Source organism: Aureicoccus marinus (assembly GCF_002954325.1).
In the GTDB taxonomy this organism is placed as follows: Bacteria; Bacteroidota; Bacteroidia; order Flavobacteriales; family Flavobacteriaceae; genus Aureicoccus; species Aureicoccus marinus.
Genome location: NZ_MQVX01000001.1, coordinates 90,135 through 109,305, shown reverse-complemented (window position 1 = coordinate 109,305; position 19,171 = coordinate 90,135). Strand labels below are relative to the sequence as shown.

Annotated in this window: 17 protein-coding genes; 9 read left to right on the top strand and 8 right to left on the bottom strand. The window is 45.1% G+C overall.

Annotated features, from left to right (window positions below):
• Positions 1-138 precede the first annotated feature (138 nt).
• From rpsJ to rpsL, 4 genes are read right to left on the bottom strand one after another with little or no spacing between them, the layout of a single operon-like run.
• Positions 139-444, bottom strand: coding sequence for a 30S ribosomal protein S10 (gene rpsJ / locus BST99_RS00495; RefSeq protein WP_007094989.1), 306 nt, complete (start codon positions 442-444; stop codon positions 139-141).
• A gap of 10 nt (positions 445-454) precedes the next feature.
• Positions 455-2,584, bottom strand: a complete 2,130-nt coding sequence (gene fusA, locus BST99_RS00490; protein WP_105000057.1) for an elongation factor G — start codon at positions 2,582-2,584, stop codon at positions 455-457.
• Positions 2,585-2,596: 12 nt separating this feature from the next.
• Positions 2,597-3,073 (bottom strand): 30S ribosomal protein S7, encoded by a 477-nt coding sequence (rpsG, locus tag BST99_RS00485; RefSeq protein WP_105000056.1) that lies wholly within the window; start codon positions 3,071-3,073, stop codon positions 2,597-2,599.
• 22 nt (positions 3,074-3,095) lie between these two features.
• A complete protein-coding gene (rpsL, locus tag BST99_RS00480) occupies positions 3,096-3,470 on the bottom strand; it encodes a 30S ribosomal protein S12 (protein ID WP_105000055.1) in 375 nt (124 codons plus the stop codon).
• A gap of 354 nt (positions 3,471-3,824) precedes the next feature.
• On the opposite strand from rpsL, the gene BST99_RS00470 reads away from it, so the two are divergent.
• From BST99_RS00470 to rlmB, 7 genes are all read left to right on the top strand, one after another.
• Positions 3,825-7,043, top strand: a complete 3,219-nt coding sequence (locus BST99_RS00470; protein ID WP_105000053.1) for a SusC/RagA family TonB-linked outer membrane protein — start codon at positions 3,825-3,827, stop codon at positions 7,041-7,043.
• A 134-nt stretch (positions 7,044-7,177) separates the two neighbouring features.
• The gene (locus BST99_RS00465; protein ID WP_245916143.1) at positions 7,178-8,713 is read left to right on the top strand and encodes a SusD/RagB family nutrient-binding outer membrane lipoprotein; all 1,536 of its coding nucleotides are present in this window, start codon (positions 7,178-7,180) and stop codon (positions 8,711-8,713) included.
• Between the two features lie 13 nt (positions 8,714-8,726).
• A complete protein-coding gene (locus tag BST99_RS00460) occupies positions 8,727-9,596 on the top strand; it encodes a hypothetical protein (RefSeq protein ID WP_105000051.1) in 870 nt (289 codons plus the stop codon).
• A 74-nt stretch (positions 9,597-9,670) separates the two neighbouring features.
• Complete coding sequence (locus BST99_RS00455; RefSeq protein WP_105000050.1) at positions 9,671-10,993, top strand: aryl-sulfate sulfotransferase; 1,323 nt, start codon at positions 9,671-9,673, stop codon at positions 10,991-10,993.
• Positions 10,994-11,017: 24 nt separating this feature from the next.
• Positions 11,018-11,803 (top strand): hypothetical protein, encoded by a 786-nt coding sequence (locus BST99_RS00450; RefSeq protein ID WP_146106163.1) that lies wholly within the window; start codon positions 11,018-11,020, stop codon positions 11,801-11,803.
• A gap of 30 nt (positions 11,804-11,833) precedes the next feature.
• Positions 11,834-12,580 (top strand): hypothetical protein, encoded by a 747-nt coding sequence (locus BST99_RS00445; protein ID WP_105000048.1) that lies wholly within the window; start codon positions 11,834-11,836, stop codon positions 12,578-12,580.
• 108 nt (positions 12,581-12,688) lie between these two features.
• Positions 12,689-13,447: a 23S rRNA (guanosine(2251)-2'-O)-methyltransferase RlmB gene (gene rlmB, locus BST99_RS00440; protein WP_105000047.1), complete on the top strand. Its 759-nt coding sequence runs from the start codon at positions 12,689-12,691 to the stop codon at positions 13,445-13,447.
• Here the strand turns inward: rlmB and BST99_RS00435 are convergent.
• A complete protein-coding gene (locus BST99_RS00435; protein WP_105000046.1) occupies positions 13,404-14,111 on the bottom strand; it encodes a rhomboid family intramembrane serine protease in 708 nt (235 codons plus the stop codon). The two genes, rlmB and BST99_RS00435, sit on opposite strands and share 44 nt — an antisense overlap.
• A 187-nt stretch (positions 14,112-14,298) precedes the next feature.
• On the opposite strand from BST99_RS00435, the gene BST99_RS00430 reads away from it, so the two are divergent.
• Positions 14,299-15,366, top strand: a complete 1,068-nt coding sequence (locus BST99_RS00430) for a hypothetical protein (RefSeq protein WP_105000045.1) — start codon at positions 14,299-14,301, stop codon at positions 15,364-15,366.
• A 74-nt stretch (positions 15,367-15,440) separates the two neighbouring features.
• Positions 15,441-16,718, top strand: coding sequence for a replication-associated recombination protein A (locus BST99_RS00425; RefSeq protein ID WP_105000044.1), 1,278 nt, complete (start codon positions 15,441-15,443; stop codon positions 16,716-16,718).
• Here BST99_RS00425 and BST99_RS00420 read toward each other — a convergent pair.
• The 3 genes from BST99_RS00420 to BST99_RS14735 all read right to left on the bottom strand — a co-directional run bounded on the left by BST99_RS00420 (position 16,709) and on the right by BST99_RS14735 (position 19,165).
• Positions 16,709-17,539: a hypothetical protein gene (locus BST99_RS00420; protein WP_105000043.1), complete on the bottom strand. Its 831-nt coding sequence runs from the start codon at positions 17,537-17,539 to the stop codon at positions 16,709-16,711. The two genes, BST99_RS00425 and BST99_RS00420, sit on opposite strands and share 10 nt — an antisense overlap.
• A 181-nt stretch (positions 17,540-17,720) precedes the next feature.
• A complete protein-coding gene (locus tag BST99_RS14740; protein WP_105000042.1) occupies positions 17,721-18,221 on the bottom strand; it encodes a DUF5723 family protein in 501 nt (166 codons plus the stop codon).
• A complete protein-coding gene (locus BST99_RS14735) occupies positions 18,218-19,165 on the bottom strand; it encodes a DUF5723 family protein (RefSeq protein ID WP_105000041.1) in 948 nt (315 codons plus the stop codon). Before BST99_RS14735 ends, BST99_RS14740 begins: the two co-directional genes overlap by 4 nt.
• Positions 19,166-19,171: the final 6 nt, after the last annotated feature.

The following is a 19,171-nucleotide window of genomic DNA, read 5'->3' as shown; positions in this document are numbered from 1 at the left end:
CCAATAGGAGCTTCAGATTTATTCAAAAAAATGGGGCCAAGAAAAAAGACTCTGACCCCAGATATATTCTTTTTTCCGTTTTTCCCTCGCGAAACGCTCAGGACATGTCTGGAAGACCTTGCGATCTTCCGGTATTCATTACACTTTGATCTCTACCTCAACACCACTGGGAAGCTCGAGCTTCATCAAGGCATCGATGGTCTTCGAAGACGAACTGTAGATATCCAACAGTCGCTTGTAAGAGCTCAATTGAAACTGCTCTCTCGATTTTTTGTTTACGTGTGGCGAACGCAACACGGTAAAAATCTTCTTATGAGTTGGTAAAGGAATGGGACCAGTCACTACTGCACCTGTCGTCTTTACCGTCTTTACGATTTTCTCAGCAGACTTGTCCACCAAGTTGTGATCGTAAGATTTCAGTTTTATTCTAATCTTCTGACTCATTTCCTTTACGTTAAGCAGTTACACCATTTGCAGACTTAATCACTTCTTCTGCAATGTTCGATGGAGTCTCAGCATAGTGAGAGAATTCCATTGTCGAAGTCGCACGACCTGAAGACAAGGTTCTCAATGCTGTAACGTATCCAAACATCTCTGAAAGTGGCACATCAGCTTTAATTACTTTACTTCCCGCTCTGTCATCCATGTTGTTGACCTGACCGCGACGACGGTTCAAATCTCCAACGATATCACCCATATTTTCTTCCGGAGTCAAAACTTCCAGCTTCATAATAGGCTCCATCAAGACAGCACGAGCTTTTTTAGCAGCATCCTTGTAACCCAATTTTGCGGCCAATTCGAAAGAAAGAGAATCTGAATCCACCGGGTGGAAAGAACCATCTTTCAATGTAATCTTCATACTGTCCATCTCGAATCCAGCCAAAGGTCCATTCTTCATGGCTTCTTTGAATCCTTTTTCTACAGATGGGATATATTCTTTAGGAATATTACCTCCTTTGATTTCGTTAACGAATTCAAGACCCTGCTTCTCTTTGTCCTCAACAGGCTCCATAACAAATACGATATCCGCGAATTTACCACGTCCACCGGTTTGTTTCTTGTACGTCTCACGGTGATCAGCTTTAGCGGTCAAGGCTTCTTTGTATTCTACCTGTGGTTGACCTTGATTTACTTCTACCTTGAACTCACGCTTCAAACGATCCACGATAATATCCAAGTGAAGCTCACCCATACCGGAGATGATGGTCTGACCAGAAGCTTCGTCTGTTTTTACCTGGAATGTCGGATCTTCCTCAGCCAATTTAGCCAAAGCCATACCCAATTTATCCACGTCAGCCTTGGTTTTAGGCTCAACAGCGATACCAATTACCGGATCCGGGAAGATCATACTCTCGAGAACGATAGGATTCTTCTCATCACTCAAGGTATCCCCTGTTTTAATGTCCTTAAATCCTACAGCAGCCCCAATATCACCAGCAGAAATAGACTCAATAGCATTTTGCTTGTTCGAGTGCATCTGGTAGATACGAGAAATACGCTCTTTGTTTCCGGAACGGTTGTTCAATACGTAAGATCCAGCGTCCAATTTTCCAGAGTAAGCACGGAAGAAAGCCAAACGACCTACGAAAGGATCGGTAGCGATCTTAAAGGCCAAAGCAGAAAATGGCTCGGATGGATCTGGTTTTCTGGAGATTTCTTCATCCGTATCAGGATGTGTTCCAACAATCGCCTCTTTATCTAGAGGAGAAGGCAAGTAGCGGCATACCGCGTCAAGTAGGAACTGAACTCCTTTGTTTTTGAAAGCAGAACCACATACCATAGGAATGATACTCATGTCCATTACAGCGGCGCGCAAGGCAGCATGAACTTCGTCCTCGGTGATGGAATTTTCGTCCTCAAAGAACTTCTCCATCAAATTTTCATCGTATTCTGCTACTGCCTCGATCAACTCTGCACGGTATTGACGCACTTCGTCCTCCATCTCAGCAGGGATATCTACTACATCAAAAGTAGATCCCATATTTTCGTCGTGCCATACAATCGCACGGTTCTTTACCAAATCGACGATTCCTTTGAAATCAGCCTCGTCTCCAATCGGCAATACGATTGGAACGGCGTTCGACTTCAACATATCGCGAACCTGTTGACAAACAGCCAAGAAGTTAGATCCTTGACGGTCCATTTTGTTTACAAAGCCCATACGTGGAACTTTGTAGTTATCAGCAAGTCTCCAGTTGGTTTCAGACTGAGGCTCAACCCCGTCTACTGCACTGAATAAGAATACCAATCCATCCAATACACGCAATGAGCGGTTTACCTCAACAGTAAAATCCACGTGACCAGGAGTATCAATAATGTTAAAGTGGTATCCTTTTGTATCGGAAACAGGCTGTCCATTTTCGGTTGGGAAGTTCCAGGTACAAGTAGTTGCAGCGGAAGTAATTGTAATTCCGCGCTCTTGCTCTTGCTCCATCCAGTCCATGGTCGCTGCACCATCGTGCACCTCACCAATCTTGTGGCTTACCCCTGTATAAAACAGAACACGTTCTGTTGTGGTCGTTTTCCCCGCATCAATGTGAGCGGCGATCCCTATGTTTCTTGTTAATTTTAAATCTCTTGCCATCTGTGCAGTTGGTTAAAATCTAAAGTGAGAGAATGCTTTGTTTGCTTCTGCCATTTTGTGCGTATCAACGCGCTTTTTAACAGCAGCACCTTCTTCCTTAGCGGCAGCTAGAATCTCTGAAGCTAGCTTCTGAGCCATTGATTTTTCGTTACGCTTTCGAGCGTAGCTAATCAACCACTTCATCGCGGTAGAGATCTTGCGATCGGGACGAATTTGCATTGGGATCTGGAAGGTTGCTCCCCCTACACGACGACTGCGCACCTCTACGTGAGGCATGACGTTGGAAAGAGCATCCTTCCACAACTCCAAACCGCTTTTTTCGTCATCGGTCTTCTTTTCTTCAACAATATCGATAGCGTCGTAAAATATTTTGAACGCCAAAGACTTCTTCCCGCTCCACATCATCATGTTGACGAAACGCGTAACCAATTGGTCACCGTAACGTGGATCCGGCAGAATAGGTCGTTTTTTTGCCTGTCTTTTTCTCATTTCTTCTGTTCTGTTTTAAGATTTACTTCTTAGGACGTTTTGCTCCGTACTTGGAACGACGTTGGGTACGACCAGCTACACCGGCTGTATCAAGCGCTCCACGAACGATATGGTAACGGACCCCTGGCAAATCTTTCACTCTTCCGCCTCGAACCAATACTATCGAGTGCTCCTGTAGATTGTGACCCTCTCCTGGAATGTAGGCATTCACCTCTTTTCCGTTAGTTAACCTTACACGCGCTACTTTACGCATCGCAGAGTTTGGTTTCTTAGGAGTGGTTGTATACACACGTGTACAAACCCCTCTCCTTTGAGGACACGAATCCAAAGCAGCCGATTTACTCTTCTTGGTGATAGCGACTCTTCCTTTTCGTACTAATTGTGAAATTGTTGGCATTAAATCCTTAACTTATGTTAGTTCCCCGTCATTTTTGGGGCTGCAAATGTAGCGATAAATGATTATAAAACAAATGCTCAGCTCTTTTTTTAAGAGAACTACCCAAGCAGCATTTTTATACCTATATATATAACCCTCCCATTCTTCCAATCTCACGAAGCGTGCCTTGATTCTGTTCAAAATTGCGATACCAATAATTCCACCTTGAATTTTTCTCAGCAAATCCAATTAAAGGGTGTGAATTATGTAATTATTACAAAAGGGCTAACGATTTCTTAATTTTCTGGTAATACCGTTTGGATTTTTAACAAGCTTTTAGCACTTTAGCCGCTAGCTAATTCAAATAATTGAAAAATGAGGACAAAACTTACAGGTTTACTGATGCTTTTTATGGCATTAGTTGTGCAAGTAGCTTTTGCACAAAAGACGATTACCGGAACGGTAACCGATGCTGATGGAGTGCCCCTACCAGGAGCCAACATTGTCGTCGAGGGAACCGCTAACGGTACTCAGACAGATTTTGATGGAAATTATTCCATCGAAGCGAGCGAAGGCCAGGTGTTACTATTTACGTACATCGGTCTTAAATTGGAGCGCCGAGTTGTCGGAGCTGCAAATGTGATCAACGTACAAATGTTCGAAGATGCTCAAGCACTTCAAGAAGTCGTTGTAACTGCACAGGGTATTAAGCGTGAAAAGCAAGCTCTGGGTTATGCGGTATCTGAAGTAGGTGAAGAGCAATTGGAGCAACGCCCTGAAGGGGATATCGGTCGTGTATTGACTGGTAAAGCTTCTGGTTTGAACATCACCAACCAAAGTGGACTATCTGGATCTGGTACGAGTATCATTATCCGTGGTCTAAGTACATTTAGTGGTAGTAACCAACCGCTCTTTATTGTAGACGGTGTTCCTTTCGCTAGCCAAACCAATGCCAATGATGACTTCGTCGATGGAAACAACGGTTCTAGCCGTTTCTTGGATCTTGATCCGAACAACATCGAGAGTGTTAACGTATTGAAAGGTCTTGCTGCTGCTACTCTTTATGGTACTCAGGGACGTAACGGTGTAATCTTAATTACTACTAAGAACGGATCCGCTGGAGCGAAAAACAAGAAGAACGAAGTATCTGTTACTTCGTCTGTGTTCTTCAACGAAATCGCTTCTTTGGCTGATTATCAGAGCCAATACGGTAACGGTTTCGACCAGAACTTCGGATGGTTCTTCTCGAACTGGGGTCCTAGCTTCGACAGAGAAGGAACTGCAGGATGGGGAGCTCAATCGGCTATCGATGATAACGGTACGTTAGCTCACCCTTACTCTACAGCTTCTTCTGCTACTGGAATTCCACAGGCATTCCCAGAATTTGCTGGAGCCCGCTACGATTGGAGACCTTACAACAGTGTTGGTCGCTTCTTCCGCACAGGTACTGTATTATCAAACTCTGTTAACGTTAGCGGAGCCTCTGATGACGGTAAAACGGCATACAACGCGAACTTCGGTCACTTGGATGATTCAGGATTTACTCCTGGAAACAACGTTCAACGTTACAACATCGGTGTAGGTGGACGCGCAGTTCTTTCGAATAAAATTACTGTTGCCGGTACCTTGAACTACTCCAGAACCCGTTTCCGCACTCCTCCTGTAGCAGCTTCTACAGGTAACGGTGCCTTCGGATCCGGTTCTTCTGTATTCGGAGAATTATTCTTTACTCCTCGTTCGGTAGACTTGATTGGTCTTCCTTTCGAAAACCCACTCGATGGCTCTAGTGTTTACTACCGTCAGAACAACAGTATCCAGCACCCGCTGTGGACTGTTAAGAACGCGCAATTCCGTCAGTTGACTAACCGTACCTTCGGTCAGATTTCTGCAACTTACGCGATCAATGACAACTTGAACTTGCTCTACCGTTTTGGTTTGGATGTATACGCAGAAAGCAATACAAACTCACAAAACAAAGGTGGACGTGGTCAATCTGATGTTGCCCTTGAAAGTGGTATCCTTCAGACTTGGACTAACTTGAACACCATCAACAACCACGATATCATTTTGTCTGGTCAGTATGACCTCTCTGACAAGGTTGGTATGACATTCAATGCCGGTGCAACATCGCGTCGTGAGGTATTTGATCGTAATGGTGTTGCAAGTTCTGGTCAGCAGGTATTTGGAGTACTTCGTCACTTCAACTTTGCAATACAAGATGAGATTCAGTTCTCACAGGAACGTAACATTGCCGGGGTATTTGGACAGATCGATTTTGATTACGATCGCATGTTCTACTTGACCCTTGCTGGACGTAATGACTGGGTATCTAACCTTGCTCCTGACAACCGATCCATCTTCTACCCTTCTGCTAGTGTTTCTTTCATTCCGACTAAATTTATTGACGGATTGCAAAGCCAGAATGGAATCAACTACTTGAAAATCCGTGCAGGTTACGGGACTTCTGCAAACTTCCCTACTGGATATCCTGTCGCGGCCACTTTGAACTTGAATACTCAAGATTTCCAAAGCAATGGAGTTGACGTTGTAACCAACTCTTCTAACCGCCAATTAGGTAACCCTGCATTGAAGCCTGAGCTTCTTCAGGAGCTTGAGTTTGGTGTTGAAGCTCGCGCTTGGGACAACAGAATCACCTTAGATGCCTCCTACTATACTAGAAAAACAGAGGATTTGATTGTAAGTCGCCCACTTGATCCTTCTACTGGATTCGCTACTACGCAGACTAACGTAGGTGAGATTCAATCAAACGGTATAGAAATCGACCTTGGTGTGGATATTTTCCGCCCTGCTGATGAAGGTGGGTTTGCTTGGAATGTTAACGCCAACTGGACGACTAACGAGTCTATCGTTAAAGATCTAGGTCAGGATACTGACGTTATTGTATTCTCTGGATTCTCCAGCCTTGGTAACGCTGCGATCAAAGATGAGCAGCTAGGGGTAATCGTTGGTACTCGTGTACAACGCAACGATGCCGGTAACCTTAGCGTTAACGCTGACGGTTCTTACATCGAAGAGCAAGGATTGTTCGTAATTGGTGATCCTAACCCAGACTGGTTGTTAAACGTTAACAACAGTATCAGCTTCAAAAACTTCACTTTGAGTGCTTTGATTAGCTATACTCATGGAGGTGACATCTACTCAAGAACTGTTTCTACACTTCTTGGTCGTGGTCTTACCACAGATACAGAAGATCGTCTAAGAACTTTCATCCTTCCTGGTGACGGTCCTGACGGTAACCCAAATAACGTTCAGTTGGTGAACTCTCAGTTCTACTTCTCTAACGTTCTTTTCGGCCCAGACGAACTAGGTATCTATGATGCTTCTGTACTACGTCTGCAGGAAGTTTCACTGAGCTACAGTGTTCCTTCTAAGATTTTGGACAAGACTCCATTTGGGTCTTTGAGCTTTACCCTCTCTGGACAGAACCTTTGGTTCGATGCAATCAACATACCAGATGGAACCAACTTTGATCCTAACGTAGCTGGTGTAGGTATTGGTAACGGACGTGGATTTGACTTCTTGAATGGTCCAAGTTCGAAGAGATATGGAATGAGCATCAAAGCTTCCTTCTAATTATTGAATAGAAACAAGATTTATTATAGATCATGAAAAAGATATTTGCTTATTTATTGTGTTCACTCGTTGCAGGAGGTCTCTTCTACTCGTGTGAAACAACAGAGCTGGACTTGACGGAAAACCCGAACAGGTTGACCCCAAGTCAGGCTGACCCTAACTTCCTCTTGAATGAGATCCAGGAGAACTTCGCCCGATTGGTCGAGTCTCTGGGTGAAACAGGATCAGAGGTTGTTCGAATTGAGAACATGTTTGGTCGTAACTACCAAAACAACTACTCTCCTGCTGGATTTGACGGCAACTGGGAATCTGCTTATGTAGGTATCCTGAAGAATATTCAACAAATGAATGTACTTGCTGAGGAAATCGGTTTGACTCGCCACATCGGTATGGGACAAGTAATGGAAGCTTATACCATTACTTTATTGGTAGATTACTTCGGTGACGTACCTTACAGCGAAGCTTTGGATGAGACTAACCTCAACCCTGCTGCTGACGGAGGTGCTGCTATCTACGCCGCTGCTGACGCTCTACTAGATAGTGCTATCACTAACTTTACCAATGCATCCGCTGGTAATCCTCAATACGATTTCTTCTATGGTTTCGATTGGAGCAAATGGGTATTGGCTGCCAACACGCTGAAAATGCGTTTAGCAATAAATACTGGGGATTTTGCTGGCTTCAATGCTATCGTCAATAGCGGTAACTACATCCAAGATTCTGCTGATGACTTTCAGTTTCAGTGGGCTACCAACGATGTTCAGCCTGATACACGTCACCCTAACTACGCTGCTTCGTACACGAGTTCTGGTGCCGGTGGTGACTACATGTCTATCTGGTTGATGAATTTGATGCAAGAGAGCGCTGACCCGCGTATTCGCTTTTATTTCTATCGTCAGACTGCTGAAACACCTGGTGCTCCAGGAGTAGACCCGAATGAAGAAACTTTGGGTTGTTCATTGACGTTTCCTCCGAATCACTACTTAGCTGGTGGTTATGCCTATTGCTCGTTAGAAAACGGGTACTGGGGAAGAAATCACGGTAGCGATGAAGGTATTCCACCAGATGGTTTCTTGAGAACTGCTCACGGAGTTTACCCCGTTGGTGGTAACTACGATGACAGCCGTTTTGAAGGTATTGCTGTTGGTTCAGGAGGTGCTGGTGCTGGTATTACGCCGATGCTATTAGCTTCTTGGGTTGATTTCTGGAAAGCGGAAGTTGCCATGGCTACTTCGCCTGCAGCTGGCAAGCAGAACATCCTTGATGGTATGGCCAAATCTATCGCGAAGGTTCGTACATTCCTGAATTTGGATCCTGATGCAGATACTTCTGTAACTCCATTGGATGCTGACGTTAATGCATTTATCGCTTCTATTGACGCCGCCTTTGATGCTGCTGACGATACAGGCAAGATGAACATCATGGCTGAACAATTCTTCGTTGCTTTAAGAGGTAATGGTCACGACGGCTTCAACTTCTACAGAAGAACAGGTTTCCCAAGAACAGTGGAGCCTAACTTAGAGCCAGATCCAGGTGCTTTTATTCGCTCGTTCTTCTACCCTGCGAATTATGCTAATACCAATTCTAACGCAACTCAAAAAACAGGAGTGACAGATCAGGTTTTCTGGGATACCAATCCTTCTAGCCCATCTTTCCCACCTGCCAATTAAAATCTGAAGAAAAATGAAAGTATTTCGTAAATATATCTTAATCGCTTGTGCCCTCCTTAGCCTAGTTTCTTGTGAGGAAGAAGACAAGCTGGTTCAGCAAGTACTGAGTGACTTTACTTCAGGAACCTTTTTAAGAACCCGTGCAACCGCAGGGAACCCATTTAATGCTTTTGTACCTGAATCACCTTTCTCTGTAACTATGGAGATGCAAACGGCTGATGACCAGGTTGTAGAAGCAATCAACTTGTACTACTCTTTCCAAGAGCGTCAATTTGACGATGGTGTTGACCGCAGTGTTTCTGATCAATTGTTCACAACTTTTGATCCTAGCACTTTCGGTACTAGTGAGCGTGGCCTTCCAGAATTTACTGTTAACTCTACCCTAGGTGAGATTTCAGGATTCTTGGGATTGACTTCTGCTGACTACACCGGTGGTGATGCATTCACATACCGTTTCGAAGTTGTTCTTACCGATGGTAGAACCTTCAGTAGTAGTGATGTAAGTGGTACTACAGCTGGTAGTACTTACTACCGTTCGCCTTACGCTTACGCCGTTAACGTAACCTGTATTCCTGTAGCTCCAGTTCCTGGTGACTACGTAGTGGTTATGAACGATTCGTACGGAGATGGATGGAACGGAGCGTCTATTCGTGTAACGGTTGACGGAGTAGCTACTGATTACTTTGTATCTGCTGCTGAAGGAAGCACTGACACAAACACGGTTACTATTCCTGCTACAGCAACATCAGTTACTTGGGAATTTATATCGGGAGACTGGGATTCTGAAATCACCTTCTCGATTACTGCACCAAACGGAGATCCGGCCTATTCTGATGGGCCATCACCAGCTGTTGGTGAACTTATTCTGAGTTTGTGCCCATAAGGGAGAACCAAAACTCTACGAATTAGTCGAAAAAGCCATCCCAATGGGATGGCTTTTTTTATATTGTAAGCGATATGAAAAAAATTAAACTCATACTAATCCTAGCCCTAGTAGGCTTTGTATTTTCTTGTAGCCAAGATGGTCTAATCAATCTAACGGATGACACCCCCGATGAGGTAGGTGAAGAGGAAGAAGAGGAGGAAGAAACGCCACTCGATACCTTTGGCACCCTATTGTTGTTCAACAACAATACCGCATCAAATGGCTATGTACTCGTTAACGACGCCGCTGCTAACCGCGTATTTTTAATGACACGCAATACAGAAATTGTCTATGAATGGGATATGGATGGGCGTCGACTAGGCAACGATGTGCGCCTCTTGCCCAATGGCCAACTTTTGGCTATGCTGGAATCAGAAGATCCCAAGATCACTATTGGGGGTTTTGGTGGTCGCATGGCTCTAATAAACCCCGATGGATCAGAGAGCTTCTCTTTCGATTACTCTACGGACGATGTGATTCTTCACCACGATGCTGAACTCCTGCCCAACGGCAATATTCTTACCATGATCTGGGAGCGTAAAACTGCTTCAGAAGCAACTGCGGCCGGTTATGAGCTAAATGTGGATGTTTTCCCGGATGGTTTAATCGAAATCAATCCCAATACCTCAGAAATTGTTTGGGAATGGTATATGTGGGATCACTTGGTTCAAGAATTCAATGCCTCAGCAGACAATTTTGGAGATATTTCTACAGAAATTCGCAAAGTGAATGTCAATCATATCGTCAACGACAACGGAGATATTTCTCACGCCAACGGAATTGCGTATGATGCCGCGAACGATTTGATCTATCTTAGCGCTAACTTCTATAGCGAGGTCTGGGTAATTGATCACAGTACCACAACTGCAGAAGCTGCCACTTCCAGCGGAGGTAATTTTGGTTTCGGTGGCGATTTGGTTTACCGTTTTGGAAATCCCCGTGCCTATCAAAACGATATGGGTACCGTATTATTTGACCACAACCACTACCCCAACTTATTGGACGACTCCAATCCCGGCGATATCTTGATTTTTGCCAACGGTAACTCTGGCACCCAATCCACTGCTTACGAATTAACGCTTCCGAGCCCTTTGAGCTTGGTCGCTAATCAAGATAATGAACCCCAAGTTGTTTGGAGTTTTACAGACTCAGAAATGCACTCCCCTAAGGTTTCTGGCGTTGAAGATTTACCCAATGGCAACCGTCTGATTACAGAAGGCGACTTTGGTTTTTGGGAAATTACCCCTAGTGGTGAAATTGCCTGGAAGCTCGAAGCACAAGGCTTCTTTTGGAGAGCCTACCATTACGATCTCGACGACCCTGCGATTGAAAACCTCCCTATCAATCAACCTTAAAGAATCAATTCAAAAACGATAAATATGAAAGCCCAATCCAAATTTGGAATCCTATTGGCTCTGGCATTAGTTACAATGCCCGTTTTAGGTCAAGGGGCTGCCGCTGGTGGTGAAGTACTCCTACCTCAAGACCCAGGACAGGCATCGCTTAAAACGGAGCAAATCAGATTACAGAACCTTACTCGCTCAGCAGAATTCTTTAATATACTGCGAAACAAGCGTGTTGTAGACGTGAATGGCCTTCCTACTGTAGGCTCCATCTACATCAATGAAGAATTTAAGCCTTGTAAGGTGTATTACAAGGACGAATTCCAAGGAGAATACCTGTACCGCCACAACGCCTTCAATGACGAAATCGAAATCCGTTCAACGAATCTTACTGACAAAATGGTAAGCTCTCTTCTGATTGTCAAAAATCTTTGGCTCGAAGATGCAAGCACAAACAAGAGAATGGGGGTAATGACTTTTCAAAATCCCGACCAATCATTACGTAACGGTTACCTCTACCCGATTGTCGATCAAGGGATGTACCAACTGTATTACAAGAACCAGGTCAAGTATACCGAAGGTGCTCAGGCGGCAAACTCGTTTGTGCGCCCTACTCCTAATCGTTTTACGCACTTTAAGCGGTATTTCTTGAAGATTCAGGATAAGGAAATCGCCTTCCCACTGGACAAGAGCAAATCCAGTATACTAAAGCAACTTCCTAAAGAACTCCGCGATAAGGCGAAGGACTTCATGAAAGAAAACAAGATTTCGATGAAGAGCGAAGAAGATTTAGCTAAATTGATCACCTTTTTGAATAGCTAGGCGCTTTTCTTAAATACTAAACCTAACCCTATGAATATTAAATCTTGGAGCGATCATTTGCTTTTTGCACTGGCCTTCAGCTTTTCAATTTCGTTGAGCAGTCAAGTGAGTTTCGCTACTGGTAACGCATCTGCAGGTGGCTCCAGAAGAGCAGATTTCTTTAACTCTATTCGAAAGAACAAAAGAACCGCTGACGAAAGAGGTCTTCCGACGGTTGGAAGTGTCTATATCAATGAAAAATTCAAGCCCTGTAAGATTTATTACAAGGATGAGCTAATTGGGAATTTCCTCTACCGCCATAATGCCTTTAACGACGAAATCGAAATTCGTTCTGAAAATGTGGCCGATACAACGATAAGTTCTTTGGTTATCGTTCGAAATATTTGGGTTGAAGACGATCAAACCAAGAAGAAAATGGGCGTGATGACTTTTCAAAATGAAGATGAATCTCTCCGAAATGGTTACCTCTACCCGATCGTCAATGAAGGGAAGTATCAACTGTATTTTAAGAATCAAGTTAAGTTTACCGAAGGAACAATCCCGGCCAACTCTTTCGTTCGGCCCACGCCTAACCGCTTTACGCACTTTAGAAGGTACTTTTTTAAAGTGGACGACAAGCCCATGGCCCTTCAACTAGACAAAAGCAAGTCCAGTATTTTGAAGCACCTCCCCAAGGAAGCTAGAGAAAAAGCCAAAACTTTCATGAAGGAGAATCGTATCTCGATGAAGGACGAGGAAGATCTTCAGGCACTGGTGAACTATTTAAACCAGATCTAAGGATCTGATTGGAATCACATTAAAATCGGCCTCTTCATTTTACGGAGAGGTCGATTTTTTAGTACTTACCTTTGCCCTAGTCAGAAGAAAAAGATCTCAATAAATAAAATGGCAAAAGAATCATTGATTTACGGAATTAGGGCCGTAATAGAAGCCGTAGAGGCTGGTAAAAGCTTCAATAAAGTCTTTCTTCAAAAGGGACTTCAAGGAGATCTATTTCAGCAATTAGAAGGTGTTCTGCGCAAAGCCAGCGTAAGCACTTCCTACGTACCCATCGAAAAACTAAATCGACTTACCCCGCACAATCATCAGGGAGCCGTTGGGCAGATGTCGCCCGTCAATTTTGTCGGTTTGGAAGAAGTGGTCGAATCGGCTTTGGCAGCAAACAAACCGGCACTCTTTCTTCTATTAGATCAGGTTTCTGACGTACGCAACTACGGAGCCATTATCCGTACAGCAGAATGCACTGGGGCCAGTGGTATCATTTTAGCCAAAAGCGGCAATGCACCAGTCAATGAAGACACCATCAAAACCTCAGCAGGAGCGGCCTTCAATATTCCCTTGATTAAAGTGGATCACCTCAAAGATGCCGTCTATTATCTGCAGGCATCGGGAATCCAAGTGGTTGGAATTACAGAAAAAGCTTCTGATTCTCTCTATGAGCAGGATCTAAAGGCCCCTTTGGCCCTATTGATGGGATCGGAAGAAAAAGGCATTCATCCTTCACTGCTCAAATTAACGGATGCCAGAGGCTCTTTACCTCTTTTGGGGAAGATTGAGTCGCTCAATGTATCGGTGGCCTGTGGGATCGCTCTGTACGAGGTTATTCGTCAGCGTCTGTTTGCTCCTCCGGCAGCTGCTCAATAAAGTTTCCGTCGGCGTCAAAATGGCGCATAAAAGCATCTTCTTCTTCCTTATAGTCTTCTGCTTCCCAAGCGTATTTGGGTGCACTAGGCATGCGATTGGGTAAGGTCCAACTCAAGGCCAAGCCACTTAAAAGCCCCGATAAGTGACCTTCCCAAGAAATCCCTTCTTTGACCGGTAACACATACCAGAGCATGCTTCCGTAAACGAACACCACCCCCAAAGAGAGAGCCACCCAGCGGTAATGCCCGCTTCGAATCCCTTTGAAGAAAATAAAGCTAGCCAGCACATAGATTAAACCACTGGCACCAATATGATAGGAAGGCCGACCGATAAGCCAGGTGAGTAATCCCGAGCTGAGAATCCCCCACAAAACCACCTGCCAGGCTTGTTTAGGAAAAAAATAGATCAAGGCTGCCAGTAAGATTAAAAGAGGAAAACTGTTGTTGTACAAGTGATCCAGGGACCCGTGAATAAAAGGACTAAACAGGACCCCTTGTAATCCACTTAATCTCTGCGGGTAGATCCCGTGGGTATTGAAGTTAACACCCCAGCTGATTTCCAGGTAATAGACGACCCAAATGGTCAAGACCGCAAAGAACGGTATCAATAACCAGCGACTGGCATCCGGATAGGTCGAATTTATGGAAGTGGGTTTTAAAGACATGCCTTGCCTAATGCAATTGATAGACCAACGTGAGGATGGCCGTCAAATTGTCGGAAAACCCTCCTTTCCCCTTACGAAAAGAGGCTTTCGCAACAAATATTGAACTTCAGATTTGATTTCCAATATCTTTCCCCACTAAACCACAACATCTGATATCCAGCTTGTTGGATACTAAAGAATGAATCGAATGAAAATACTGGGCCTCTTTTTTCTCACCTGCCTTCTTCCCTATTTTGTTCTGGCGCAAATTGATGCGGCCGCCGTTATGGGCATTCCTCGATTCAGTAGTTTGGCCAACATGAATGCCGTGACTGATGCCACGGAAGGATCTATTGCTTACAATGACGAAACCCAGAAACTCTATGTTTTTAATGGAACGGTATGGATGTCTTCCGGAAATGACAACTGGACGGTCGACGGAAATGTAGGGCTGAGTAGTTCCAACTTTCTGGGGCATACGGACGATGTAGCCATGGAGGTGCGGTCAAACAATTGGCCTTTGCTTCGATTTGGTCGAAGACAAACGCTGGGGCTGACTCAGGGTTTTCCTGATTATACCGACAACGATCAACCCCTGGTTTATGTGAACGGAAACGGAAGTGTTGCCGCTTTACAATTCGCCTCTGCAGGAGCCTCTTTTTACAAACCCATGTTCTTTACAACCTCCAACGGAAGCTTTCGATTGAAGGGTAGTACCGGAGGAACCGATCTTTTTGAAATAGGTTCAGGTGGTCCAAGCAATGACGGTCGACTAGAATTTATCATTGGAGACGATGGGGCTGAACCGATTATCTTTAAACGCTACGACTATCGCTCCGGGCAGTTCCATACCGAGCTTTTTCGGGTACAGGGATCCAGTAACTCCGCCAGTGCCAAGCCTCGTTTTGGAATCAACATCAACCCTCAACAAGTCCCGGTAGACAGCGATTACGACGACTCCTCTTCCGGATTTAATATCGCCAACTCAACGCTACAAGTAAATGGATCAGTTTCAAAATCCATTGCCTCGACCTCGGGTAACCTGACCCTAACAGAAGATCACTACACCATTCTGATCACCGGAAACCACAGCATTACTTTGCCGAGTGCCTCGAGCTGTACGGGTCGTATTTATGTTCTCAAAAACAAAACGACCAATACCATCAGTATTAGTACCTATATCAACGCTAATAGTACGGCTGACACCTCGATTGGCAACCGCGATATCGTCATTCTTCAAAGCGACGGCACCAACTGGGAGCAGATTAATAATTAATTCCGAAGACTTTGTAGTCACCTCAGAATGGGTAATTTTAGGGACTGGAAAATTTCCATTCCTAAAGCTGCCTCATGAGTCAACCCTTAGCGGAACGCGTACGCCCTAAAACTCTGGACGATTATGTCGGACAGGAACACCTGATTGGTCCAGGCGGTCCGCTTCGCGCTCAAATCGACCACGGGGCCATCAGTTCCATGATCCTTTGGGGACCTCCCGGAACGGGTAAAACCACCTTAGCCTTGCTTTTAGCAGAAGGCAGCGACCGTCCTTTTTACACCTTGAGTGCGATCAATTCAGGAGTAAAAGAAGTACGTGAAGTCATTGAACGGGCGAAGCGAAACTCGGGCTTATTTGGGCCCAAAAACCCCATCCTATTTATTGACGAGATTCACCGCTTTAGTAAATCCCAGCAGGATTCCTTGCTCGGAGCAGTCGAAAAAGGCTGGGTCACTTTAATTGGGGCCACGACAGAGAATCCCAGTTTTGAAGTTATTCCTGCTCTCCTGTCTCGCTGCCAAGTCTTTGTGATCAAGCCCCTCCAAAAGGAGCAGCTCAGTGCGGTCTTAGAAAGAGCTATTGCCCTGGACGAGCTTTTACAAGAAAAGAAAACACAACTCAAAGAAACCGAAGCCCTCATGCGTTTTTCGGGCGGAGACGGACGTAAGCTGCTGAATCTATTGGAATGGGTGGTTATGGCCTCCAAAGAAAAACCGGTGGTCATTACCAATGATAAGGTCAACCAACTGGTACAGGAACAGGGCATGCGCTACGACAAGGATGGCGAACAGCATTACGATATCGTTTCGGCCTATATTAAATCCATTCGCGGTAGTGATCCCAATGCCGCCGTGTATTGGTTGGCCCGGATGATTGAAGGTGGAGAGGATGTCAAGTTCATCGCACGACGCCTTTTAATTTTGGCCTCGGAAGACATCGGAAATGCCAATCCCAACGCTTTACTGCTCGCCAACAACACCTTTCAGGCGGTGAGTGTAGTCGGTTGGCCGGAATCGCGTATTCTGCTGAGCCAAGCCACTATTTACCTCGCTAGCTCTCCCAAGAGCAATGCAAGCTATATGGCCATTAATCAGGCCCAACAAGTCGTGAAAGAAACGGGCAACCTCGAGGTGCCCCTACATCTGCGCAATGCTCCTACTGCTCTCATGGAAGAATTGGGTTACGGCGCGGAATACCTTTACGCTCATGATCATCCCGGAAACTTTGTAGAACAGGAATTCTTACCCGACGAACTCCAGGGAAAGAATCTGATTTCGATGGGAGACAACCCCAGAGAGCAACAGCTTAAAAAAGAACTAGTCCAAAAATGGAAGCAGAAATATCAGTTCTGAAAACTGATCTCAATCCACTCCACTTTGTGCTTACCGGAATCCATTAGGCGTTCCATAAACCACTTGCCTTTGCTTTTAAAAACCAAGCCGCGTTGCTCGGATCGTTGCATCAAATACACATCAGGTTTTAGAGTAGCCGATAGGTAAAAAACAACCTCTTGTTTCTCGTTCAGGACTTTGTAGGCATCCCCTTCCTTGATGGCGACTAACTCGGCTTCAGGCAGCCGGACCACATCGTCTTTGAAGTTTGCACGAAGCTTCTTTTGCGGTGGTGGCGGAGGTGGCGGGGGTGTTGTACTTGCTTCACTTGGTTTTTGAACGACTGGAGGCTGCTCAGGCTGTTCAGGAGCTTCTGGCATTTCTTCAACCGCTTCAGCCACTGCAGGGGCTTGAGGACCTCTGTAGGCATAGGTCATGGCCGCTATTGGCGAAAAAGTCTTGCGGATGGCATCGTCATAAGCTTCAATAAAGTCCTTCTTCGAACTCTTTCTAAGTGGGGTTCGGTAGATCTCTTTTTTGTTGCAGTCCAAAAACTGTAGAGACAACTGGGTGTTTAAAAACTTCTTCTCATCGATGAGTTCCACTTGCACAGCCATACAAGGATTCATGATCAACTCTGCGGGTTGCACATCCTCGTAAACGCCCTCCATCCCATTCTGTACCAAGAGGTACTTGACCAGGGTACTGGTCTTAAATTCGTTGGGCTTTTTAAGTACTTTAAATTGCTTGGGAACAATGAAGTACTTGTAATCATTTAATTCTGCCTGTGCCAGGATTTGCCCGCAGACCAAGAGCGCTAAAAGAGGTGCTATTTGTTTCATATGTAGAGAATATCAACAATTATATCGGAAAAAAACCATTTTTTTGACCCGTGGATGTAACTTTTTCCTCGTCATTGTTCCGTAACCATTAAAGAACATCTATTATGATCAGGTCTCTACTTATCGGCGCTGCTTACATTGTCTTGCTCCTCATCGCAAAGCTCTTTCTCTAGTTGACGTATTACTTCTTCGGTTTCCAGGTGAGCACGTTGAACCCAAACTGTACATAAGCGGAATGACTGGCCGCTAGATTCCGGTAACCCAAGAGGTTATCGGCCAAAAGATAAAATTGAACAGGACCGGCTTGTACTTGCGTACCCAAGCCCAGGTTCAACCATTGAAACTGGTCAACACCCAGTGTAGTTTTAATGGTCCAGGCACTTCCGATACGCCGTTGATAAAATCCTGAAAAGGTCCATTGCGGACCTCGGGGTCGGTGTACCCAGTTCAAAAGAGCTCCATAACTGTTGACATAACCATAATCTGCACGGTTTTCGAAGGCTTCGGCCCCACAATAGCAATTTTCTGAATTGACTTTATCCCGCGGTTGCCCCCAATTACGTCGAATCTGAAGGTTTACCCGGGTAGGCCTCATACTGATATACGAGGCGTTGTTTTCTTCGAAAGGTATCAACTGATCGATCTCATCTATGAGGTTTTGCCAAGGATCCCCAGGAGTCAAAAGGCGTCGGGAAGTATAAACTGCACCCCTTCATTCGAAACGGCTCCGTTCAGGGTGTAGTTCAAAACATCTTTGTTGTGGTAAATAAAGCCTAAATCCGTTACACTACCCGTCCAGCGCCATTCCGGGGTTTGAAAAAAGGTAAACCCAAAATCAGCGCCTATTCCCAAGTCACCTCCTAGTAGGACTCGACGCAGAAGCAATTGCTGTAGTCTTTGGGTGTTGTTACTCACGACTCCATCCTGGAAAATGGACTGTATTTCTTGAAGACCAGAAGTCTGTACCTGCATATCGGCCACCAGGGTATTGCGCAGGAGGTTATTTTGCCCCTGGGTAGTTACAAAGTATCCGCTATTATTGGTAGACTGCAATTGAAAAATACTGGAATAGAGCTTGGCTCGGGCGCCTACCCTCCACTTTCGACTAATCTTTTTACTGATTCCCGCATGAAAAACGATAACGCCATCGGCCCGTATTTTTAGGTCTTCCAAATCAAATCGTCGGTCCAAAGCTCCTCCATTCCCATCAAAAGCCAATCGAGCTAAATCACTTGGCCAATAGTTGATGAACTGAAAATCAGCATAGGCTCCAAAGCTGTAGTAAATGGAAGGGTCCAACTTGTGCTGAAAGCCCAAACTGATCAGTTCAATTTGACTTTCGAAGGCAATACGATCGCGCTGATTCAAATCATCACGAACCAGGTTCCCGACCTTGGTGGTAAAATCTACCCCGTCGTTGGCAAATAAATCCGCTACCGAAAAACCACTGATACCCGCCTGAAGGCTATAAGACGAAAGCAAGGGTACGCCTACATGCCATCGTATAGGGGAATCCGTACCGGGATTCTGTAGCATCGCCTGAGGCAATTCTGTAAAATCGTACAACAAGGGTTTGGTCTGTCCGTATACCCCAACCACTGCTCCAAAGAGCAGTCCCCACTGCATCCACCG